This is a genomic window from Mycolicibacterium sp. Y3 (assembly GCF_051188035.1).
Taxonomy (GTDB): Bacteria; Actinomycetota; Actinomycetes; order Mycobacteriales; family Mycobacteriaceae; genus Mycobacterium; species Mycobacterium fluoranthenivorans.
The window spans coordinates 2,555,327-2,573,248 of record NZ_JAVQLT010000001.1; the positions used below are offsets into that span (position 1 = coordinate 2,555,327).

Below are 17,922 nucleotides of genomic sequence, written 5' to 3' on the forward strand. Positions count from 1 at the left end.
AATAAGGTTATGCTGCTCAAAACTAGGGGACAGCAAAGCGAAGGCCAGGGGGCATGACGGGGCGATCTGTACTTGCGGTGGGGGCTCATCCCGATGACATCGAGCTCGGGTGTGGCGGTGCGCTGGCAAAGCATGTGGCAGCCGGCGACCAGGTTGCCATGCTGGTCGTCACCCGGGGTGAGGTCGGCCCCGGTGACACGGCTCAGCGCGTGCACGAACAGCATCGTGCCGTCCAGGTCCTGGGTGTGGACACGCTGATCTGGGGTGAGGGATTCGCCGACTGCCGGGTCTCGCTACAGGAATTCGAGCTCGTCCACCTCATCGAGGACGCCATCGAAAAGGTCTCGGCGACAGTGGTTTACACCCACGCGGCCAACGACAGTCATCAGGACCACCGCGTCGTGTCGCGCTGCACCATGGGCGCGGCGCGCTGGGTGTCGACCATCATGGCCTACGGCGGCCCCTCGGCCGTGGGGTTCAACCCCACGGTGTTCATCGACATCTCGGACGCGCTGGACAAGAAGGTTCAGGCGTTGATGTGCCACGTTTCGCAGGCCGAAGCCAGTGAAAAGGTGAGCGCCTCCTGGGTGCGCAGTACCGCCGAGCACTACGGATTCCTGTGCCGCCGTCCGTTCGCCGAAGGGTTCGAGCCCGTTCGCCAGGTCCTCGACTTCTAGCCCAGTGGTGGGGCGAGCACAGCGACGGGATATGCAACCGACCTTCCTGGTGGTAGGCGCAGGCACTACCGGTATCGGCGCGGCGACGCGACTCACTGAGCTCGGAATCGATCACCTGGTGGTCGATGCGGGCGACCAGATCGGCGGGATGTCCGCCTCGGTCACCGATGAGCAGGGATTCACCTGGGACCTCGGCGGGCACGTGCTGCACAGTCACTTCGGCGAGTTCGACCACGCGGTGCGCGCCAGCGGGGTCGGCATCAACCAGGTCACCCGAAACGGCTGGGTGTGGCTCACCGGTGACGGCCCGCAGAGCCTGGTCCCGACTCCGATCCAGCAGCAGCTCACCGAGCTGCCCACCGATCTGCGCCCCGATGCACCCGCGCACCACCTCGCCGATTACTACCTCAACCACTTCGGCCGCCGGCTCTACGACCAGTTCTTCGAGCCCTACAACCGCAAGATGTGGACGGCGCCGCTGCATGAGGTCGACCACGGCTGGACGTCGCTGCGCAGCGGCAGCCACACCCGCAATGTTCCCCAGTTGGGGTTGGCGGGCAGCACCGCACCTGCCCCGGCCGAGGCGTTTCCGTACCCGATCGGTGGCACGGGCGCCCTGTGGCAGGCCGTGCAGGACACGCTGATGACACCCGGTTCGACCCGGCTGGGTACCCGGGTGCTCGGCCTGGACCCGGACAAGCGGGTGGCCACCCTCGATGACGGGTCGTCGGTGTCGTACGACTACTGCGTCAGCACGGCGCCGATCACCACGGCACTTGGCTGGATCGGGCAGGGGCACCAGGCGACCGGTCTGCGGGCGAGCCGGGTGCACGCCGTCGGACTCGGGTACCGCGGTGAGCCGCCGCCGGCGCTGGCCGACAAGACCTGGCTGTACTGCCCCGACGAGAGTGTGCCGTGGTACCGCGCCACGATGCTGAGCAACTACGACCCCGGCAATGCGGGGCCGGGCCGCTGGAACATCCTTTGCGAGGTGCCGTCCTTCCCCGGCCAGACATCCTCGGCCGCGGATTCGATCGGCGCGGTGCAGGCTTCGCTGGCGGTTCTGGGTGCCGACCCGGCCCTGGTGCAGAGCCGGTTCGCCCAGACCATTCCGTTCGGGTATCCGGTGCCCACGCTGGGGCGTGATGACGTGCTGCGCGGCACCGACAAGACGCTGACGGGGTATGGCATCTACAGCAGGGGGAGGTTCGGGGGCTGGCGGTATGAGTCGTCGAATCAGGACTATGGCTACATGCAGGGCAGGCAAGCCGTCGACCACGCGTTGACGGGTGCGGCCGAGGATGTCTATTGGCACCCGGAGTGGTTTTCCTGAACTAGTCGACGGACTCTAGATATAGTGCGCCCCAGACGATTTGGGTGAGGGAAGCGGCCAGCTCGGTATCGAAGGACATCGGCTGGAACGGCAGGTTCTGGTGGCAGGTCCGTTCCACCATCCAGGTGAGCGAGCTCGCGGTGGCCGCGACGGGCAGTGAGCGCCGGATCGAACCGGCGGCCTGGCCGCGCTCGATGACGCCGGCGACCTGGTCGGTGATTCCGGTCAGCAGGTCGCGGTAGGTGTCGCGGACGCCCGCGTCGTAGCCGGCCATCTCGTTGAGTGCGACGAGTACGGGTTGGTGACGGCGGTAACCGGCGATGATGCCCGACATCGCGGTGTGTACGTCGGCCGGATCCCGGCGCCCGGACACACTCCACCACTGATCGGCGGCCACCGCCAGGTCGCTGAACACCTGGGTGGCCAGCCGGCGCAGCAGATGGCCCTTGTCCTCGAAATAGATGTAGAAGCTGGCTCGCGAGATACCTGCCTCGGTGGCCAGCCGGTCGACGCTGAGCTCGGTGAAGCTGGCGCCGTCGGCCATCAGCCGGTCGGTGGCGTCCAGCAGGTCGCGTTCGATCTGCTGGCGGCGTTCCTGGCGTTTGGCCTGCGGCCTACGGGTCACCGATGGCATGCCCGTCAGGATATCGGCCCGGTGCACGCCTTGACTAGACGCAGTGTCTAGACCTATCGTCACGGACATGACTGTGTCAGCCATCACATCGACAGCGCCGGACCGTCCGTACGACTCGATCGACCTCTCCTCGCGCGCGTTCTGGGCCACCACCGCGGCCGATCGTGAGGTCGCGTTCGCGCAGTTGCGCGCCCAGCGCCCGGTCAGCTGGCACAAGCCCGTCGAGGACGCCTTGATGGAGGATCCGAACGACAAAGGCTTCTGGGCGGTCACCCGGCACGCCGATATCGTCACCGTCAGCCGTGACAGCGAGACCTTCCTGTCCGGCAAGGGGGTGCTGTTCGAGACCGTGCCCGAGGAGCTGCTGGAGGCATCGCAGTCCTTCCTGGCCATGGACGCGCCGCGACACACGTTGATCCGCAAGCTCGTTCATTCGGCCTTCACGCCGCGTCAGGTCGCGCGCATCGAATCCTCGATCAAGAACAACGCCAAAGGCATCGTCGAAGAACTGGCTGCGGCGGGCAGCGGTGCGGACTTTGTCGAGCACTGCGCCAAGGAACTGCCCGTGCGCACGCTCTCGGATATGGTCGGCATCCCGGAGTCCGAGCGCAGCCGGGTGGCGCACGCCGCGGATGCGTTGGTGTCGTGGGCGGACCCGGTCTTCCTGGCCGGCCGTAATCCTCTCGAGGTGCTGCTGGAGAACCAGATGTACCTGCATCAGGTGGCCGGTGCGTTGGCCGCCGAGCGCCGGGAGGACCCCGGCAACGACCTGATCAGTGCCCTGGTGCACGCCGAGATCGACGGGGATCGGCTCACCGACTTCGAAGTGTCCGCGTTCTTCGTCCTGCTCGCGGTGGCCGGTAATGACACCACCCGCCAGACGGCCAGCCATGCGGTCAAGGCGCTCACCGATTTCCCGGACCAGCGGGCGTGGCTGCTCGACGATTTCGACGACCGGATCGGTTCCGCCGTCGAGGAATTCGTGCGCTGGGCAAGCCCGGTGATGACATTCCGGCGCACCGCCGCCGTCGATGTCGAACTCGGCGGTCAGCAGATCGCGGCGGGGGAGAAGGTGGTGATGTTCTACGCGTCCGGCAACTGGGACACCGAGGTGTTCGACCGGCCGGAGCGTCTCGATCTGAGCCGCAAACCCAACCCACATCTGGGCTTCGGCGGTGGCGGCCGGCACTTCTGCCTCGGTGCGCACGTGGCCCGTACGCAGTTGCGGGCGCTGTTCTTCGAACTGCTCACCCAGTTGCCCGATATCGCGGCGGGCGAACCGGCCTATCTGGAAGGCAACTTCGTGCACGCCGTCCGGGCCATGCCCTGCACGTTCTAGGGCCCTGCACGTTCTAGGGCAAGGGGGCGGCCACCGGTAGCTCGCCGGCCAGCAGGGTCAGCAGCTCCGAACAGCCGCCCTCGACCTTGACCGTGGCCTGCGCATCACCGCGGGTCGGACCGCGATTGATGATCGCGATCGGCATGCCCGCACCGGCGGCGTACCGGACGAACCGGTAACCGGAGAACACGGTCAGTGACGACCCGGCGACCAGCAGGGCCTCGGCCGCTTCGACCAATGAAAATGCCTGTGCTACGCGCTCTTTGGGCACGCTTTCGCCGAAGTAGACGATATCCGGTTTCAGCATCCCGCCGCAGCGCGGACAGTCCAGATAACGGAACGTCGAGGTGTCGGTGACGACCGCGTCGGCATCGGGGGCCACGGCAATACCGCCGACCTGCTCGGCACGCTCGACGAAACCGGGGTTGAGTGCCTCCAATTCGCCGGCCAGTGCGGCCCGGCTCATGGTGTACCCACATCCCAGGCAGACCACCTGGGCGTACGTGCCGTGCAGATTCACCACCTGGCGGCTACCGGCCTTGGTGTGCAGCAGATCGACGTTCTGGGTGATCAGGCCCGTCACCACCCCGGCCTCCTCCAGCGCGGCCAGCGCGCGATGCCCGGCATTGGGTCGGGTGTCGTCCATATGCCGCCAGCCGACATGATTGCGGGCCCAGTAGCGCTGACGGAACACCGGATCGGAGGTGAACTGGGCGATCGTCATCGGATTGCTCGGCGGAGAGTCCGGACCGCGGTAGTCCGGAATCCCCGAATCGGTCGACATCCCCGCCCCCGTCAGGACCGCCAGCCGCAGTCCGGACAGGGCAGATACGAGTTCGGGGGCTTCCACCCCATCCAGGATAGGGATAATGGCGACGTGGACTTCTATTCCGCCTACCGGCACGGATACGTGCGGGTCGCCGCGTGCACGCACCACACCACGCTGGCCGACCCCGCGGCCAACGCGGATTCGGTGCTGCGCTCGGCCCGCGAATGTCATGACGACGCCGTCGGGCTGGCGGTGTTCCCGGAGCTCACCTTGTCGGGGTACTCGCTCGAGGACATCGTGTTGCAGGACACGCTGCTCAATGCCGTGCAAGAAGCGGTGGCCACCCTGGTGGCCGGGTCGGCCGACCTGCTGCCGGTGCTGGTGGTCGGCGCCCCGCTGCGGCACGGCAACCGGGTGTACAACACCGCGCTGGTGATTCACCGCGGCACCCTCCTCGGGGTGGTGCCCAAGTCGTATCTGCCCACCTACCGGGAGTTCTACGAGCGCCGTCAGATTGCTGCGGGTGACGACGCCCGCGGCACCATCCGGATCAACGGCGCGGACGTGCCGTTCGGGCCGGATCTGCTGTTCACGGCCGCCGACCTGCCCGATTTCGTCCTGCACGTGGAGATTTGCGAGGACATGTGGGTACCCATCCCACCGAGTGCCCAGGCCGCCCTGGCCGGGGCCACGGTGCTGGCGAACCTGTCGGGCAGCCCCATCACCATCGGCCGTGCCGAGGACCGCAAGCTGCTGGCTCGCTCGGCGTCGTCACGCTGCCTGGCCGCCTACGTCTACGCCGCCGCCGGTGAAGGGGAGTCGACCACCGACCTGGCCTGGGACGGGCAGACCATGATCTACGAGAACGGGGTGCTGCTGGCCGAATCCGATCGCTTCCCGAAAGGGGAGCGGCGCAGCGTCGCCGATGTCGACACCGCACTGCTGCGCGCGGAGCGACTGCGCCAGGGCACCTTCGACGACAATGCGCGCCATCACGGCGCCGCCGAGAACGTGCGCCGGATCGAGTTCACCCTCGACCCACCGGACGGTGACATCGGCCTGCGCCGCGCGGTGGAGCGGTTCCCCTTCGTGCCGTCGGATCCGCAACGGCTGCAGCAGGATTGCTACGAGGCCTACAACATTCAGGTGTCGGGGCTGGAGCAGCGGCTGCGCGCGCTGAACTATCCGAAGGTGGTCATTGGGGTTTCCGGCGGTCTGGACTCGACCCACGCCCTCATCGTCGCGGCCAAGGCCATGGACCGCGAAAGCCGCCCGCGCAGCGATATCTTGGCGTTCACCCTGCCCGGCTTTGCCACCGGCGATCGCACCAAAGGCAATGCCATCGCATTGTCCAAGGCGTTGGGGGTGACCTTCGAGGAGATCGACATCCGCGATACGGCCACCCTGATGCTCACCGAGATGGGGCATCCGGTGGTCCAGGGCGAGAAGGTCTACGACATCACGTTCGAGAACGTCCAGGCCGGGTTGCGTACCGACTACCTGTTCCGGCTGGCCAATCAGCGCGGCGGCATCGTCTTGGGTACCGGGGATCTGTCCGAACTCGGGTTGGGCTGGTCCACCTACGGCGTCGGTGACCAGATGTCGCACTACAACGTCAACGGCGGTGTCCCGAAGACTCTCATCCAGCACCTGATCCGTTGGGTGATCTCGTCGGGTCAGTTCGGCGATGACGTCAACGAGGTGCTGGCGTCGGTGCTGGACACCGAGATCACCCCGGAATTGGTGCCCGTGGGTGAGGACGGCAAGGTGCAGAGCAGCGAAGCCAAAGTGGGTCCCTATGCGCTGCAGGACTTCTCACTGTTCCAGGCGCTTCGTCACGGATTCGGGCCGGCCAAGATCGCCTTCCTGGCCTGGCATGCGTGGAGTGATGCGGACCGAGGCGACTGGCCGACGGGGATCCCACTGGACAAGCGGCCGGAGTATTCCCTGACGGAGATCCGGCACTGGCTGACGGTGTTCGCGCAGCGGTTCTACTCTTTCAGCCAGTTCAAGCGGTCCGCGCTCCCCAACGGCCCGAAGGTGTCCGCGGGCGGTTCGCTGTCACCGCGCGGCGACTGGCGCGCCCCGTCGGACATGTCCGCGCGGATCTGGCTCGACGAGATCGAATGCGGGATACCCGCGGAGTAGCCTTCTCAGGTCCCCAAAGATCAGGCGGCCGAGGCGGTTTCGGCTGCGGCGAGCGGGCTTCGGCCCTCGGCGCGCGCCCGGGCCGCGGCGCGGACGATGACGGCGAAGCAGATGGTGATCGGGATGGCCGCGCCGTCCATTCCGCCGGCGATGATCGCATCGGCGGCGGTGAAGTCGGGTGGCACGATCAGCGAGTACAAGCTGGCCGACAGCGGGGCCGCCGCGAAACCCCAGAGCAGCCAACGCCATTGCCGTTCCCGTGCGAAGTTGTCCCGCGCGCGGGCGCGGGCGACACCGATGAGCGCCATCGCGATGCTGATCCAGACCGGCACCAGGTGGAACGCGACCAGTGAGTGCGGGATCGGCTCGGGCAACCGCGACGTCAGACCCGTGTAGGTGAGCGAGCCGAGCACCGCCAGGGCCACCGCCGCGCCGTATCTCCAGAGCGGCGCCGCGGTGTCGACCTCATCGGACGGGGCTTGCCGGCTGGCAATGAAGGCCACCGCGGCCCCGCCGGGTGCGACGACACCCAGAATCAAGGAGCCCACACCGATATTGGTGAGCAGGTCGTGTTGCGGGATCACCGGCTGGATTCCGATCCAGATGAACCGCAGCAGCGGTGCGGTCAACATGAAGGCGATGCTGTAGGTCATCCAGGCGCGGTGGCTGACCATGTCGCGCTTGCGGATCGCGTAGAGCGCGTACCAGGCGCTGGCGAGCGTGCCCACCGCCAGTCCGCGTAGTTGGGTCTCGAACGCGGGTCCGATGAAGTGTCGGGCCGGCGGGGTGACGTAGAGGAAGATCAGGGCGGTCAGCATGCTGACCGTCATCAGCGCGAGGTAGCTGCGACCGTTCCACCGGTGCACCGCGGGCCACCGCTCCCGGATTCGCGCCGAGAACTGGAACATGGCCAGTGTCAACGCCAGTGCGCCCAACGTGGTGTGTACCAACAGCACCATCCGGTGCTCGGCGTAGGCCTGGTGCCGGACCGCGTCGACCGATCCGTCGCCCAGTGCGTAGCCGCGGCCGTTGATCGCGGTGTTCACGTCGTCCTGCCAGCGCGGGACTCCGGTGCCGAACAGCGGCCAGGTGTAGTTCAGCGCGAGCGGCAGATAGAGGGCGCCCACCACCGCAGTGAAGAGGAAAAGGCCGCGTGAGAGCGTCACCCGTTTGTCGTTGTCCATTTGAATGTCAGATTCTAAGTGGCGATATGCCCGACGCACGGGATTTTGCTCGACCGTCAATCAGAGGCGGCCTTCGGTGCGCAGATCCGGATGCACCCAGTCCGGGGACCGGCGTTCCTTGAACGCGACGAAACCCGCTCTGGCCTCGTCTCCGCTGTAGCTGGCCTTCATCCCGATCCGGTCGAACAGTCCGAGATAGTTGTCCAGGCTCGATTTCACCACCGAGCGGGCGTGGGGTGCGGTCCGGCAGACCTGCGCCAACACCTCACGCGCCTCGTCGAGCAGGGTGTCGTGCGGCACCACCCGAGACACCATGCCCCAGTCCAGCGCCTCCTGCGCGGTGAGCACGCGGCCGGTGAACATCAGGTCGCGGGTGCGGACCGCGCCGATGAGGCGGGCCAGCATCTGGCTGTAGTAGGTGTCGGCGATACCGCGGAACAATTCCGGGACCCGGAAGGTGGCGCGTTCGCTGACCACCGCCATATCGCTGCACAGGGCGATCTGGAGGCCGCCGCCCTGGGCCAGTCCGTTTACCGCGGACACCACCGGCTTCACCGACTGGCGCAGTGTCTCGAACGGGGTGACATCCATCGACAGCGCCGAGCCCCACGTCATCCAGTCGTCACTGCCGTCGCCACCGCCGAGGTCCCCGCCCGGAGCGAAGACGTCTCCGGTACCGGTGATGAGCAGGCCGGCCAGCTCCGGATCGGCCTCCACGCGGCTGACGGCGTAGCGGATGCCGAAGTACATCGCCGGGGTCATGGCGTTACGGGCCGCGGGCCGGTCCAGACGCACCACGCCGAAGGGGCCGTGCCGCTCGAATTTCAGGAACGGGGTACCGAGCCAGTCACCGTCGGGCGGTCGCGCTGTCATGGCTGCCGACTATAACCACAACTGTTGGCTGTTCAGTTGAGGACCGTTTCAGCCGAGTGCGTCCTCGATGGCCTCGTCGTAGGGGGCGCAATCGCCCGCGCCCGGCACCAGGGTGGCCAGCGCACCGGCCGCGCACGCCCGGCGCAGTGCGTAGCCGGGGTCGGTGGCCCAGCCCGCGGCGAGCACGCCGGCGAACACGTCGCCGGCGCCGGTGGTATCCAATGCCTCGACCGGGTACGCCGGAACCCGGGTGTGCCCGTGAGCGGTGCGATGGTCGGCACCGCGCGCGCCCAGCGTGGTGACCAGATGCGGTACCGGCCGATCCCACTGTGCTGCCTCGGATTCGTTGACGATCACCACATCGGTGACGTCGGCCAGCTGGGCGAGCCCGGCCGGATCGGCACCGGTGGGCGACGCGTTGAGGATCACCGTCGCGCCGGCCGCGCGCGCGATTCTGGCTGCCGTCACCGCCGTATCCACCGGGATCTCCAGCTGCATCAACAGCACCTCGCAGTCGGCGACGATATCGCGCAGCTTGGCGGGCGTCAGGGTGAGATGGGCATTGGCGCCGGGGGCGACCACGATGACGTTCTCGGCATGCGTGTCGACCACGATGCTGGCCATCCCGCTCGGTACCGGCAACGTCACCACGCCCGCCACGTCCACGCCGTTGTCGCTCAGATGGGTTTTGAGCGCGAGTCCTGCCGCGTCGTCACCGACCGCCGCCACCAGCGTGACGTCGGCGCCGGCCCGGGCTGCGGCGATCGCCTGGTTGCCGCCCTTACCGCCGGGAGATTGGATGACCGAGGATGCCAGCACCGTCGCGCCGGGGACCGGCAGCGTGTCCACGGCGAAGACGAGGTCCATGTTCACGCTGCCCACCACACATACCCGCGCCACGGCTTCACCGTAGTCATCACCGGCGAGTCATCGCGTGAGTGCTCCAGCGAGGTCGACCTCAGCGGTCGTGGTTCGACCGGTGAGGTGACGCTCGGGAGCGTGCGCCGTCTTTCGGTGGCCCCACCGGGCCTGACCTGGGGATGCCCGATACCCTGGCTTGATGAGCGTGCAAGCACCAGCCACCACGGATCTGCGTCAACAGGTTCACGACGCGGCCGCCGCCGCGCGTACCGCGTCGCGCACCCTGGCGGCACTGAGCACCGAGATCAAGAACCGCGCCCTGCACCTGGCCGCCGACACGGTGTTGGAGCACACCCACGACATCCTCGCCGCCAACGCCGAGGACCTGCAGGCCGCTCGCACTGCCGGCACGCCCGAAGCCATGCTCGACCGGCTCGCCCTCAACCCCCAGCGCATCGACGGTATCGCCGCCGGATTGCGCCAGGTCGCCGGCCTGCCCGACCCGATCGGCGAGGTGCTGCGCGGCTCGACACTGCCCAACGGTCTGCAGCTGCGCCAGCAGCGGGTGCCGCTCGGTGTGGTCGGCATCGTCTACGAGGGCCGGCCCAATGTCACCGTGGACGCATTCGGGCTGACTCTCAAGTCGGGCAACGCCGTACTGCTGCGGGGTAGCTCCTCGGCGGCCAGGTCGAACGCCGCCCTGGTCACCGCGCTACGCGAAGCGCTGTACGAGGCCGGGCTGCCCATGGATGCGGTGCAGCTGCTGCCGAGTGCGGACCGCGCCAGCGTCACCCACCTCATCCAGGCCCGCGGTCTGGTCGACGTCGTCATCCCGCGCGGCGGTGCCGGACTGATCGACGCCGTGGTCCGCGACGCCACCGTGCCGACCATCGAAACCGGCGTCGGCAACTGTCATGTCTATGTGGACGGGGCCGCCGATCTCGACGTGGCCGAGCGGATCCTGCTGAACTCCAAGACCCGCCGGCCCAGCGTGTGCAACTCGGCCGAATCGCTGCTGGTGGATCGCACCGTGGCTGACACCGTGCTGCCCCGCCTGGTGACCGCCCTGCAGGACGCCGGGGTGACCGTGCATCTGGATCCCACCGAAGAGCAGCTGCGCGCCGAGTTCCTGTCGCTGGACATGGCGGTCGCGGTCGTCGACGGTGTGGACGGCGCCATCGCGCATATCAACGAGTACGGCACCGGGCATACCGAGGCCATCGTCACCACCGATCTGGCTGCGGCCCAACGGTTCACCGAGGGGGTCGATGCTGCCGCGGTGATGGTGAACGCATCGACGGCCTTCACCGACGGTGAGCAGTTCGGGTTCGGTGCCGAAATCGGGATCTCCACCCAGAAACTGCATGCCCGTGGCCCGATGGGGCTACCCGAACTGACTTCCACCAAATGGATCGTGTGGGGCTCGCCTCTTGAAGGCCACGTCCGCCCCGCCTGAACACCGCTGCGAAAAGAGAACACGTGAGCGTCCCCGCCCGCCCGGCCCCGCTGTTCACCGACATCGACGATGTCGCCAAGCGGCTCGCCGAAACCGGCTACCTGCCCGACAAGGCCACGGCCACTGCGGTTTTCCTCGCCGACCGGCTCGGCAAGCCGCTGCTGGTGGAAGGCCCCGCCGGTGTCGGTAAGACTGAGCTGGCCCGCGCCGTGGCACAGACCACCGGCAGCGAACTGGTGCGCCTGCAGTGCTACGAGGGTGTCGACGAGGCCCGTGCCCTCTACGAGTGGAACCACGCCAAGCAGATCCTGCGGATCCAGGCCGGGACCGCGGGCACCGGTGACTGGGACCAGACCAAGACCGATGTGTTCAGCGAGGAGTTCCTGCTCAGCCGCCCGCTGCTGACCGCGATCCGGCGTACCGACCCGACGGTCCTGCTCATCGATGAGACCGACAAGGCCGATATCGAGATCGAGGGTCTGCTGCTGGAGGTGCTGTCCGATTTCGCGGTGACGGTGCCCGAGCTCGGCACCATCAAGGCCGAGCGCGCACCGTTCGTGCTGCTGACCTCCAATGCCACCCGCGAACTGTCCGAGGCGCTCAAACGGCGCTGCCTGTTCCTGCACATCGACTTCCCGGACCCCGATCTGGAACGGCGCATCCTGCTGTCGCGGGTTCCGGAACTGCCCGAGAAGATCGCCGCAGAGCTGGTGCGCATCATCGGGGTGCTGCGCGCCATGCAGCTCAAGAAGGTGCCCTCGGTCGCCGAGACCATCGACTGGGGCCGCACCGTGCTCGCCCTGGGCATGGACACGATCGACGACGAGCTCATCGCCGCCACGCTCGGTGTGGTGCTCAAGCATCAGTCCGACCAGATCAAGGCGTCCGGAGAGCTGAAACTGAACTGAGAGGTTCGCATCCATGACATCCCGACGCACCCGCCCGCCACAACCGTTGGCGCCCTACGGTATTCCCGGGCACCTGGTGGAGTTCGTGGAAGCGCTGCGCAGCGCCGGGATCTCGGTGGGTCCGTCGGAGACGGTGGATGCCGGCCGGGTGCTGGCCGAGTTGGGTCTGGGGGACCGGGGCGCGCTGCGCGAAGGTCTGGCGTGCGCGGTGCTGCGGCGCGCCGATCACCGCGAGACCTATGACGCGATGTTCGACCTCTGGTGGCCCGCGGCGCTGGGCGACCGCACCGTCATCGAGGATGAGGCGGACGAGGAGAGCAACGGTCAGCCTGACGGGTTGCCGCCCGAGGACATCGAGGCGATGCGGACGGCGTTGCTGGACATGCTGGGTCCGGACGCGGATATGGAGAGCCTCGATGACCGGCTGGCGGCGATGATCGCCCGCATCGTCGAGGCCTACGGTCGGTACAACTCCAGCCGCGGCCCGTCCTATTCGTCCTATCAAGCGCTCAAGGCGATGGCCCTGGACGAGCTGGAGGGCCGCCTCCTGGCGGGCCTGTTGGCCCCGTACGGCGAAGAACCCACACCGACACAGGAAGAGATCGCCAAAGCCGTTGCCGCGCAGCGCATCTCTCAGTTGCGCAAGATGGTCGAATCCGAGACCAAGCGGCGCACCGCCGAACAGCTGGGTCGCGAACACGTCCAGATGTACGGTGTGCCGCAGCTGGCCGAGAACGTCGAATTCCTGCGCGCCTCGGGCGAACAGCTTCGCCAGATGCGTAAGACGGTTCAACCGCTGGCCCGCACGCTGGCCACCAGGCTGGCCGCGCGGCGCCGGCGCGCCCGCGCCGGTGAGATCGATATGCGCAAGACCCTGCGCAAATCCATGTCCACCGGCGGGGTACCCATCGACGTGGTGCTCAAGAAGCCGCACCCGGCGCGCCCCGAACTGGTGGTGCTCTGCGATGTGTCGGGTTCGGTGGCCGGGTTCAGTCATTTCACGCTGATGCTGGTGGCCGCGCTGCGCCAGCAGTTCTCCCGGGTCCGGGTCTTCGCATTCATCGACACCACCGACGAGGTCACCGAGATGTTCGGGCCGGAAGCCGACCTGGCGGTGGCGGTGCAGCGCATCACCCGCGAGGCCGGGGTCTACACCCGCGACGGGCACTCCGACTATGGGCACGCGTTCGTGTCGTTCATGGACAACTTCCCCAACGTGCTGTCCCCGCGCTCTTCGCTGCTGATCCTCGGCGACGGGCGCAACAACTACCGCAACCCGCAGGCCGACCTGCTGAGCCGCATGGTCAACGCGAGCCGGCATGCGTACTGGCTCAACCCGGAGCCCAAGCACCTGTGGGGCAGCGGCGACTCCGCGGTGCCGCGCTACAAGGACGTCATCGCGATGCACGAGTGCCGCTCGGCCAAGCAGCTCGCGACCGTGATCGACGGGCTCCTCCCCGTCTGATTTCCGCCCATGTGATCAATCGGGCGGATTTGTGTCAGCAGAGCCCGGCCCAAACGTCGATCTCGGCGGCGGGAGAGCGCCCTGCGGCACGCCCAGTAAGCTGGCTCTTCGTGACCAGACGCAGGCTCGGGGTGATGGGCGGGACGTTCGATCCCATCCACCACGGGCACCTCGTCGCGGCGAGCGAGGTCGCCGACCAGTTCGAGCTCGACGAGGTGGTGTTCGTCCCCACCGGGCAGCCCTGGCAGAAACGCGATCGGCGCGTCACCGCGGCGGAGGACCGCTACCTCATGACGGTCATCGCCACCGCCGCGAACCCGCGGTTCACGGTGAGCCGGGTGGACATCGACCGCGGCGGGGCCACGTACACCACCGATACCCTGCGTGATCTGGCCGGGTTGAACCCCGACAGCGATCTGTACTTCATCACCGGTGCCGATGCGCTGGCCTCCATCCTGTCCTGGCAGAACTGGGAGGAGCTGTTCTCCCTGGCCCGGTTCGTCGGGGTCAGTCGGCCCGGCTACGAACTCGACGGCGAGCACATCGCCGAGGCCATGAAGGAACTGCCCGAAGATGCCCTGACCCTGGTGGAGGTGCCTGCGCTGGCGATCTCGTCGAGTGATTGCCGGTTGCGCGCCCAACAGTCCCGCCCGATCTGGTACCTGGTGCCCGACGGTGTAGTGCAGTACGTGTCCAAACGAGGGCTCTACAGTGCCCCGAAACAGGAGGGCCGCCCGTGAGCGCCACCCAAGAAGCCGTGACCGCGGCCACCGTCGCGGCCCAGGCCGCCTCATCCAAGCTCGCCGAGAACGTCGTCGTCATCGACGTATCCGGTCAGCTGGTCATCACCGATCTCTTCGTGATCGCCTCCGCCTCCAACGAGCGCCAGGTCAACGCGATCGTGGACGAGGTCGAGGAGAAGATGCGCCAGGCCGGGTACAAGCCGGCCCGTCGGGAGGGCACCCGCGAGGGACGCTGGACCCTGCTGGACTACATCGACATCGTGGTGCACATCCAGCACGTCGAGGAGCGCGAGTTCTATGCGCTGGACCGGTTGTGGCGGGACTGCCCCTTGGTGCCGGTCGACCTCGAGGGTGTGGAGCGCAGCGAATGACCATTCGCCGGCTGGTCCTGCTGCGGCACGGGCAGACGGAGTGGAATGCCGGCAGCCGCATGCAGGGGCAGCTCGACACCGATCTGACCGAGCTGGGCCGGCAGCAGGCGGTCGCCGCGGCCGAGGTGCTGGCCAAGCGCCAACCGTTCCTGATCGTGTCCTCGGATCTGCGCCGCGCGCTGGACACCGCGACCGCACTGGGCGACCGTTCCGGGCTGCCGGTGCACATCGACGAGCGGCTACGCGAAACGCACCTCGGTGACTGGCAGGGGCTCACGCACCTTGAGGTCGACGCCGTCGCGCCCGGTGCCCGCGTGGCGTGGCGTGACGACGCCCGCTGGGCCCCGCACGGCGGGGAGAGCCGGGTGGACGTCGCCGAGCGCAGCGTGCCGGTGGTCACCGAACTGCTTGACTCCCAACCGGAGTGGGGTGCCGATGGTTCCGACCGCCCGGTCGTGCTGGTCGCCCACGGCGGGTTGATCGCCGCGCTGGCCGCAGCCCTGCTCCGGCTGCCCGTCGACAATTGGCCGGTGCTGGGCGGAATGGGCAACGCCAGTTGGGTGCAGTTGTCCGGGCATATCGTCGACGACGCGATCAAGTGGCGTCTGGACGTGTGGAACGCCTCGGCGCAGGTGGCCAACGATGTCCTCTGAGGGGCCCCGGGACAATTCCCCGGGTCGCTCCGCTGTCCCCCGCGAGCGGGAGGTGCCCCCAGCCCGCCGAAAGACGCTGCTGGTCTTTTGTGACTCCCTGTCCTACTACGGGCCGACCGGTGGTCTGCCCGCCGACGATCCACGCATATGGCCCAATATCGTTGCCGAACAACTTGATTGGGATGTCGAGCTGATCGGCCGGATCGGCTGGACCTGCCGAGACGTGTGGTGGGCGGCGACCCAGGATCCGCGCTCATGGGCGGCGTTGCCGCACGCGGGTGCCGTGATCTTCGCGACCTCCGGGATGGACTCCCTGCCGTCACCGCTGCCGACCGCGCTGCGTGAGCTCATCCGGTATGTGCGCCCGGCCTGGCTACGGCGCTGGGCCCGCGACGGCTACGGCTGGTTGCAGCCACGACTGTCGCCGGTGGCCCGTCCGGCGCTGCCGCCGCACTTGAGCGTGGAGTACCTCGAACAGACCAGGGCCGCCATCGATTTCAATCGGCCCGGCATTCCGGTCGTCGCGACCGTGCCGTCGGTGCACATCGCCGACACCTACGGCCGGTCGCACCGCTGGCGCCAGGCCACCGCGGCCGCGATCACCGGATGGGGCGAGACAAAGGGGGTCCCGATCGTCGACCTCAAGGCCGCCGTGGGCGAGTACGTGCTCAGTGGCCAGGGCAACCCCGACGGGATCCATTGGAACTTCGAGGCCCATGCTGCCGTCGCCGACCTGATGCTCAAGGGTCTCGCCGACGCCGGTGCCTACCGACCTGGGGCGAGCGAAGCGACGGGGAAATCGTCGGTTCCACGCACCGACTCATGACCGTCCAGGTGGTGACCGATTCGTCGGCACGGCTGAGCGTTGAGGACCGGGAGCGCTGGTCGATCCGTCAGGTGCCGTTGCATGTGCTGGTCGGCGGAACCGATCTGCTCGACGGTGTCGACCCGATGCCCAACGACATCCACGACCGCAGCCAGGTGAGCACCTCCGGTGCGTCGCCGGCGGATCTCTCCGATGCCTACCGCAAGGCGCTGGTGGACAGCGACGGCGATGGTGTCGTCGCCGTGCACATCTCGGCTGCGCTGTCGGGCACCTTCAGCACCGCGGCAGGGGTGGCACGTGAGTTCGGTTCCGCGGTGCGCGTGGTGAATTCGCGATCGGCGGCGATGGGCATCGGGTTCGTCGCGCTGGCCGCCGCGCGGGCGGCGGCGGCCGGAGCGGAGTTGGACGAGGTGGAAGCGGCGGCTCGGGCCGCGGTTCCGCGCGGCCACGTGTTCATCGTCGTGCACCGGCTGGACAACCTGCGTCGTTCGGGCCGCATCGGTACCGCGGTGTCGTGGCTGGGCACCGCGCTGTCGCTGAAGCCGCTGCTGCGCCTCGACGTCGACGGCCGGTTGGTGCTGGCCCAGCGGATCCGCACCGTGTCGAAAGCGCATGCGGCGATGGTGGATTCGATCGCCGAGATCGTGGGGGAGCGCGGCGCGTCGATCGCCGTACACCACGTGGACAATCACGACGACGCGGCCGAGCTCGGTGCGGCGTTGACCGCGCGGTTGCCGCAGATCGAGTCGCTGACCGTGACCGATATGGGTCCCGTGCTGGGTGTGCATGTCGGCGGCGGTGCGGTGGGGGCGTGCGTCAGCCTCACCGAGTGAGGGCTGTCCCGGCTACATATGGGTGCCGCCGTCGACGCGCACCTCGGTGCCGGTGACCCAGCAGGCTTCGGGCGAACCGAGCATCGCGACCACGGCGGCGACCGCGTCCGGCCTGGCGAACATTGCGCCGTCGTCGGTGGGCAGCACGGAGCGGATCTTGCCGAGGAGCCCGAAGTCCATATCGGCCGGCAGGCCCGGTCCGACGCTCTGTCGGGACTCGCCGACACCATCGGTCATCCCGGACGAGACCGACCCCGGTTGCACGCAGTTGAACCGGATACGGGCCTTGCTGAACTCCAGCGCCAGCGCGTGAGTCATCGCCTGGACGCCGCCCTTGGAGGCGGCGTAGGCGGCCATGTACGGGTGGGCGAAGCTCGCCGATGTGGAGCTGAAATTGACCACGGCCGCCGCATTCCCTTCCCGCAGAGCCGGAATCGCCTCACGCGTGACCAGGAACGTGCCGATCAGGTTGACCCGCAGCACCTGTTCGAAATCGGCCAGCGACGTATCGGCGAAGTGCGCTGACCGCAGGATGCCCGCCGCGTTGATCAGGGTGTCCAGTCCACCGAGTCGCTCGACGGCGTCGGCCACCCCGCGGCGGACAGACTCCTCATCGGCGACATCGATCCGCACGGTGTCCAGCCGGTCGAGATGCTCGGCTGCCTTGGCCGCGGTGTCCGCCAGGCCCGAGTCACTGATGTCGGCGGCGACCACGCGACCACCCTCGTCGAGGATGCGCAGCACGGTGGCCTGACCGATTCCGGAGCCACCTCCGGTGATCAGGACGCGACGGTCGGTATAGCGAGGGGTACCCATGGGACGGATGATGCCCGCTACCGGGTGCCGGTG

The 17,922-nt window shown here is 67.9% G+C and carries 18 protein-coding genes; 12 read left to right on the forward strand and 6 right to left on the reverse strand.

What is annotated here, in order from left to right:
* Positions 1-53: 53 nt before the first annotated feature.
* Entirely contained in the window at positions 54-677 is a 624-nt protein-coding gene (locus QN239_RS12445) for a PIG-L deacetylase family protein (protein WP_090353383.1), read from the forward strand.
* A gap of 31 nt (positions 678-708) precedes the next feature.
* The gene (locus QN239_RS12450) at positions 709-2,010 is read left to right on the forward strand and encodes a protoporphyrinogen/coproporphyrinogen oxidase (protein WP_499010646.1); all 1,302 of its coding nucleotides are present in this window, start codon (positions 709-711) and stop codon (positions 2,008-2,010) included.
* 1 nt (position 2,011) lies between these two features.
* Here the strand turns inward: QN239_RS12450 and QN239_RS12455 are convergent, their stop codons facing one another.
* Entirely contained in the window at positions 2,012-2,644 is a 633-nt protein-coding gene (locus tag QN239_RS12455; protein WP_499010648.1) for a TetR/AcrR family transcriptional regulator, read from the reverse strand.
* A gap of 67 nt (positions 2,645-2,711) precedes the next feature.
* Between QN239_RS12455 and QN239_RS12460 the strand changes: the two genes are divergently transcribed.
* Positions 2,712-3,983 carry a cytochrome P450 gene (locus QN239_RS12460; protein WP_499010650.1) on the forward strand — a complete coding sequence of 424 codons (1,272 nt, stop codon included), beginning with the start codon at positions 2,712-2,714 and terminating at the stop codon, positions 3,981-3,983.
* A gap of 13 nt (positions 3,984-3,996) precedes the next feature.
* Here QN239_RS12460 and QN239_RS12465 read toward each other — a convergent pair whose 3' ends face one another.
* Positions 3,997-4,833 carry an SIR2 family NAD-dependent protein deacylase gene (locus QN239_RS12465; protein ID WP_499010651.1) on the reverse strand — a complete coding sequence of 279 codons (837 nt, stop codon included), beginning with the start codon at positions 4,831-4,833 and terminating at the stop codon, positions 3,997-3,999.
* Positions 4,834-4,860: 27 nt separating this feature from the next.
* On the opposite strand from QN239_RS12465, the gene QN239_RS12470 reads away from it, so the two are divergent.
* Positions 4,861-6,900, forward strand: coding sequence for an NAD(+) synthase (locus tag QN239_RS12470; RefSeq protein ID WP_499010653.1), 2,040 nt, complete (start codon positions 4,861-4,863; stop codon positions 6,898-6,900).
* A 20-nt stretch (positions 6,901-6,920) separates the two neighbouring features.
* On the opposite strand, the gene QN239_RS12475 is transcribed toward QN239_RS12470, so the two are convergent.
* Genes QN239_RS12475 through QN239_RS12485 form a run of 3 tightly spaced genes read right to left on the reverse strand, consistent with a single transcriptional unit; the run spans position 6,921 to position 9,857 of the window.
* Positions 6,921-8,084, reverse strand: a complete 1,164-nt coding sequence (locus QN239_RS12475) for a DUF2306 domain-containing protein (protein WP_499010655.1) — start codon at positions 8,082-8,084, stop codon at positions 6,921-6,923.
* Between the two features lie 60 nt (positions 8,085-8,144).
* Positions 8,145-8,957 carry an enoyl-CoA hydratase/isomerase family protein gene (locus tag QN239_RS12480; protein WP_090353391.1) on the reverse strand — a complete coding sequence of 271 codons (813 nt, stop codon included), beginning with the start codon at positions 8,955-8,957 and terminating at the stop codon, positions 8,145-8,147.
* A 48-nt stretch (positions 8,958-9,005) separates the two neighbouring features.
* A complete protein-coding gene (locus QN239_RS12485) occupies positions 9,006-9,857 on the reverse strand; it encodes a ribokinase (protein ID WP_499010656.1) in 852 nt (283 codons plus the stop codon).
* 160 nt (positions 9,858-10,017) lie between these two features.
* Between QN239_RS12485 and QN239_RS12490 the strand changes: the two genes are divergently transcribed.
* The 8 genes from QN239_RS12490 to QN239_RS12525 all read left to right on the forward strand — a co-directional run bounded on the left by QN239_RS12490 (position 10,018) and on the right by QN239_RS12525 (position 17,073).
* Entirely contained in the window at positions 10,018-11,274 is a 1,257-nt protein-coding gene (locus tag QN239_RS12490) for a glutamate-5-semialdehyde dehydrogenase (RefSeq protein WP_499010659.1), read from the forward strand.
* 23 nt (positions 11,275-11,297) lie between these two features.
* Entirely contained in the window at positions 11,298-12,182 is an 885-nt protein-coding gene (locus QN239_RS12495; RefSeq protein WP_499010661.1) for an AAA family ATPase, read from the forward strand.
* 13 nt (positions 12,183-12,195) lie between these two features.
* Positions 12,196-13,647, forward strand: a complete 1,452-nt coding sequence (locus QN239_RS12500) for a vWA domain-containing protein (protein ID WP_499010663.1) — start codon at positions 12,196-12,198, stop codon at positions 13,645-13,647.
* A 110-nt stretch (positions 13,648-13,757) separates the two neighbouring features.
* Positions 13,758-14,387 carry a nicotinate-nucleotide adenylyltransferase gene (gene nadD, locus QN239_RS12505; RefSeq protein ID WP_499010665.1) on the forward strand — a complete coding sequence of 210 codons (630 nt, stop codon included), beginning with the start codon at positions 13,758-13,760 and terminating at the stop codon, positions 14,385-14,387.
* Positions 14,384-14,761, forward strand: coding sequence for a ribosome silencing factor (gene rsfS, locus QN239_RS12510; RefSeq protein WP_090353398.1), 378 nt, complete (start codon positions 14,384-14,386; stop codon positions 14,759-14,761). Before nadD ends, rsfS begins: the two co-directional genes overlap by 4 nt.
* The gene (gene gpgP / locus QN239_RS12515; protein WP_499010668.1) at positions 14,758-15,414 is read left to right on the forward strand and encodes a glucosyl-3-phosphoglycerate phosphatase; all 657 of its coding nucleotides are present in this window, start codon (positions 14,758-14,760) and stop codon (positions 15,412-15,414) included. Before rsfS ends, gpgP begins: the two co-directional genes overlap by 4 nt.
* Positions 15,404-16,240, forward strand: a complete 837-nt coding sequence (gene octT / locus QN239_RS12520) for a diglucosylglycerate octanoyltransferase (RefSeq protein WP_499010670.1) — start codon at positions 15,404-15,406, stop codon at positions 16,238-16,240. Before gpgP ends, octT begins: the two co-directional genes overlap by 11 nt.
* The gene (locus QN239_RS12525) at positions 16,237-17,073 is read left to right on the forward strand and encodes a DegV family protein (RefSeq protein ID WP_499010672.1); all 837 of its coding nucleotides are present in this window, start codon (positions 16,237-16,239) and stop codon (positions 17,071-17,073) included. The genes octT and QN239_RS12525 overlap by 4 nt, the downstream gene beginning before the upstream one ends.
* A gap of 12 nt (positions 17,074-17,085) precedes the next feature.
* Here the strand turns inward: QN239_RS12525 and QN239_RS12530 are convergent, their stop codons facing one another.
* The gene (locus QN239_RS12530; RefSeq protein WP_499010675.1) at positions 17,086-17,889 is read right to left on the reverse strand and encodes an SDR family NAD(P)-dependent oxidoreductase; all 804 of its coding nucleotides are present in this window, start codon (positions 17,887-17,889) and stop codon (positions 17,086-17,088) included.
* Positions 17,890-17,922 lie beyond the last annotated feature (33 nt).

Bases quoted from the DNA above. Each gene is read 5' to 3' on its own strand.
- octT (WP_499010670.1), top strand. From the start codon at position 15,404: ATGTCCTCTGAGGGGCCCCGGGACAATTCCCCGGGTCGCTCCGCTGTC.
- QN239_RS12480 (WP_090353391.1), bottom strand. From the start codon at position 8,957: ATGACAGCGCGACCGCCCGACGGTGACTGGCTCGGTACCCCGTTCCTG.
- QN239_RS12530 (WP_499010675.1), bottom strand. From the start codon at position 17,889: ATGGGTACCCCTCGCTATACCGACCGTCGCGTCCTGATCACCGGAGGT.
- QN239_RS12450 (WP_499010646.1), top strand. From the start codon at position 709: ATGCAACCGACCTTCCTGGTGGTAGGCGCAGGCACTACCGGTATCGGC.
- QN239_RS12460 (WP_499010650.1), top strand. From the start codon at position 2,712: ATGACTGTGTCAGCCATCACATCGACAGCGCCGGACCGTCCGTACGAC.
- QN239_RS12445 (WP_090353383.1), top strand. From the start codon at position 54: ATGACGGGGCGATCTGTACTTGCGGTGGGGGCTCATCCCGATGACATC.
- QN239_RS12475 (WP_499010655.1), bottom strand. From the start codon at position 8,084: ATGGACAACGACAAACGGGTGACGCTCTCACGCGGCCTTTTCCTCTTC.
- QN239_RS12455 (WP_499010648.1), bottom strand. From the start codon at position 2,644: ATGCCATCGGTGACCCGTAGGCCGCAGGCCAAACGCCAGGAACGCCGC.
- QN239_RS12490 (WP_499010659.1), top strand. From the start codon at position 10,018: ATGAGCGTGCAAGCACCAGCCACCACGGATCTGCGTCAACAGGTTCAC.
- gpgP (WP_499010668.1), top strand. From the start codon at position 14,758: ATGACCATTCGCCGGCTGGTCCTGCTGCGGCACGGGCAGACGGAGTGG.
- QN239_RS12525 (WP_499010672.1), top strand. From the start codon at position 16,237: ATGACCGTCCAGGTGGTGACCGATTCGTCGGCACGGCTGAGCGTTGAG.
- QN239_RS12500 (WP_499010663.1), top strand. From the start codon at position 12,196: ATGACATCCCGACGCACCCGCCCGCCACAACCGTTGGCGCCCTACGGT.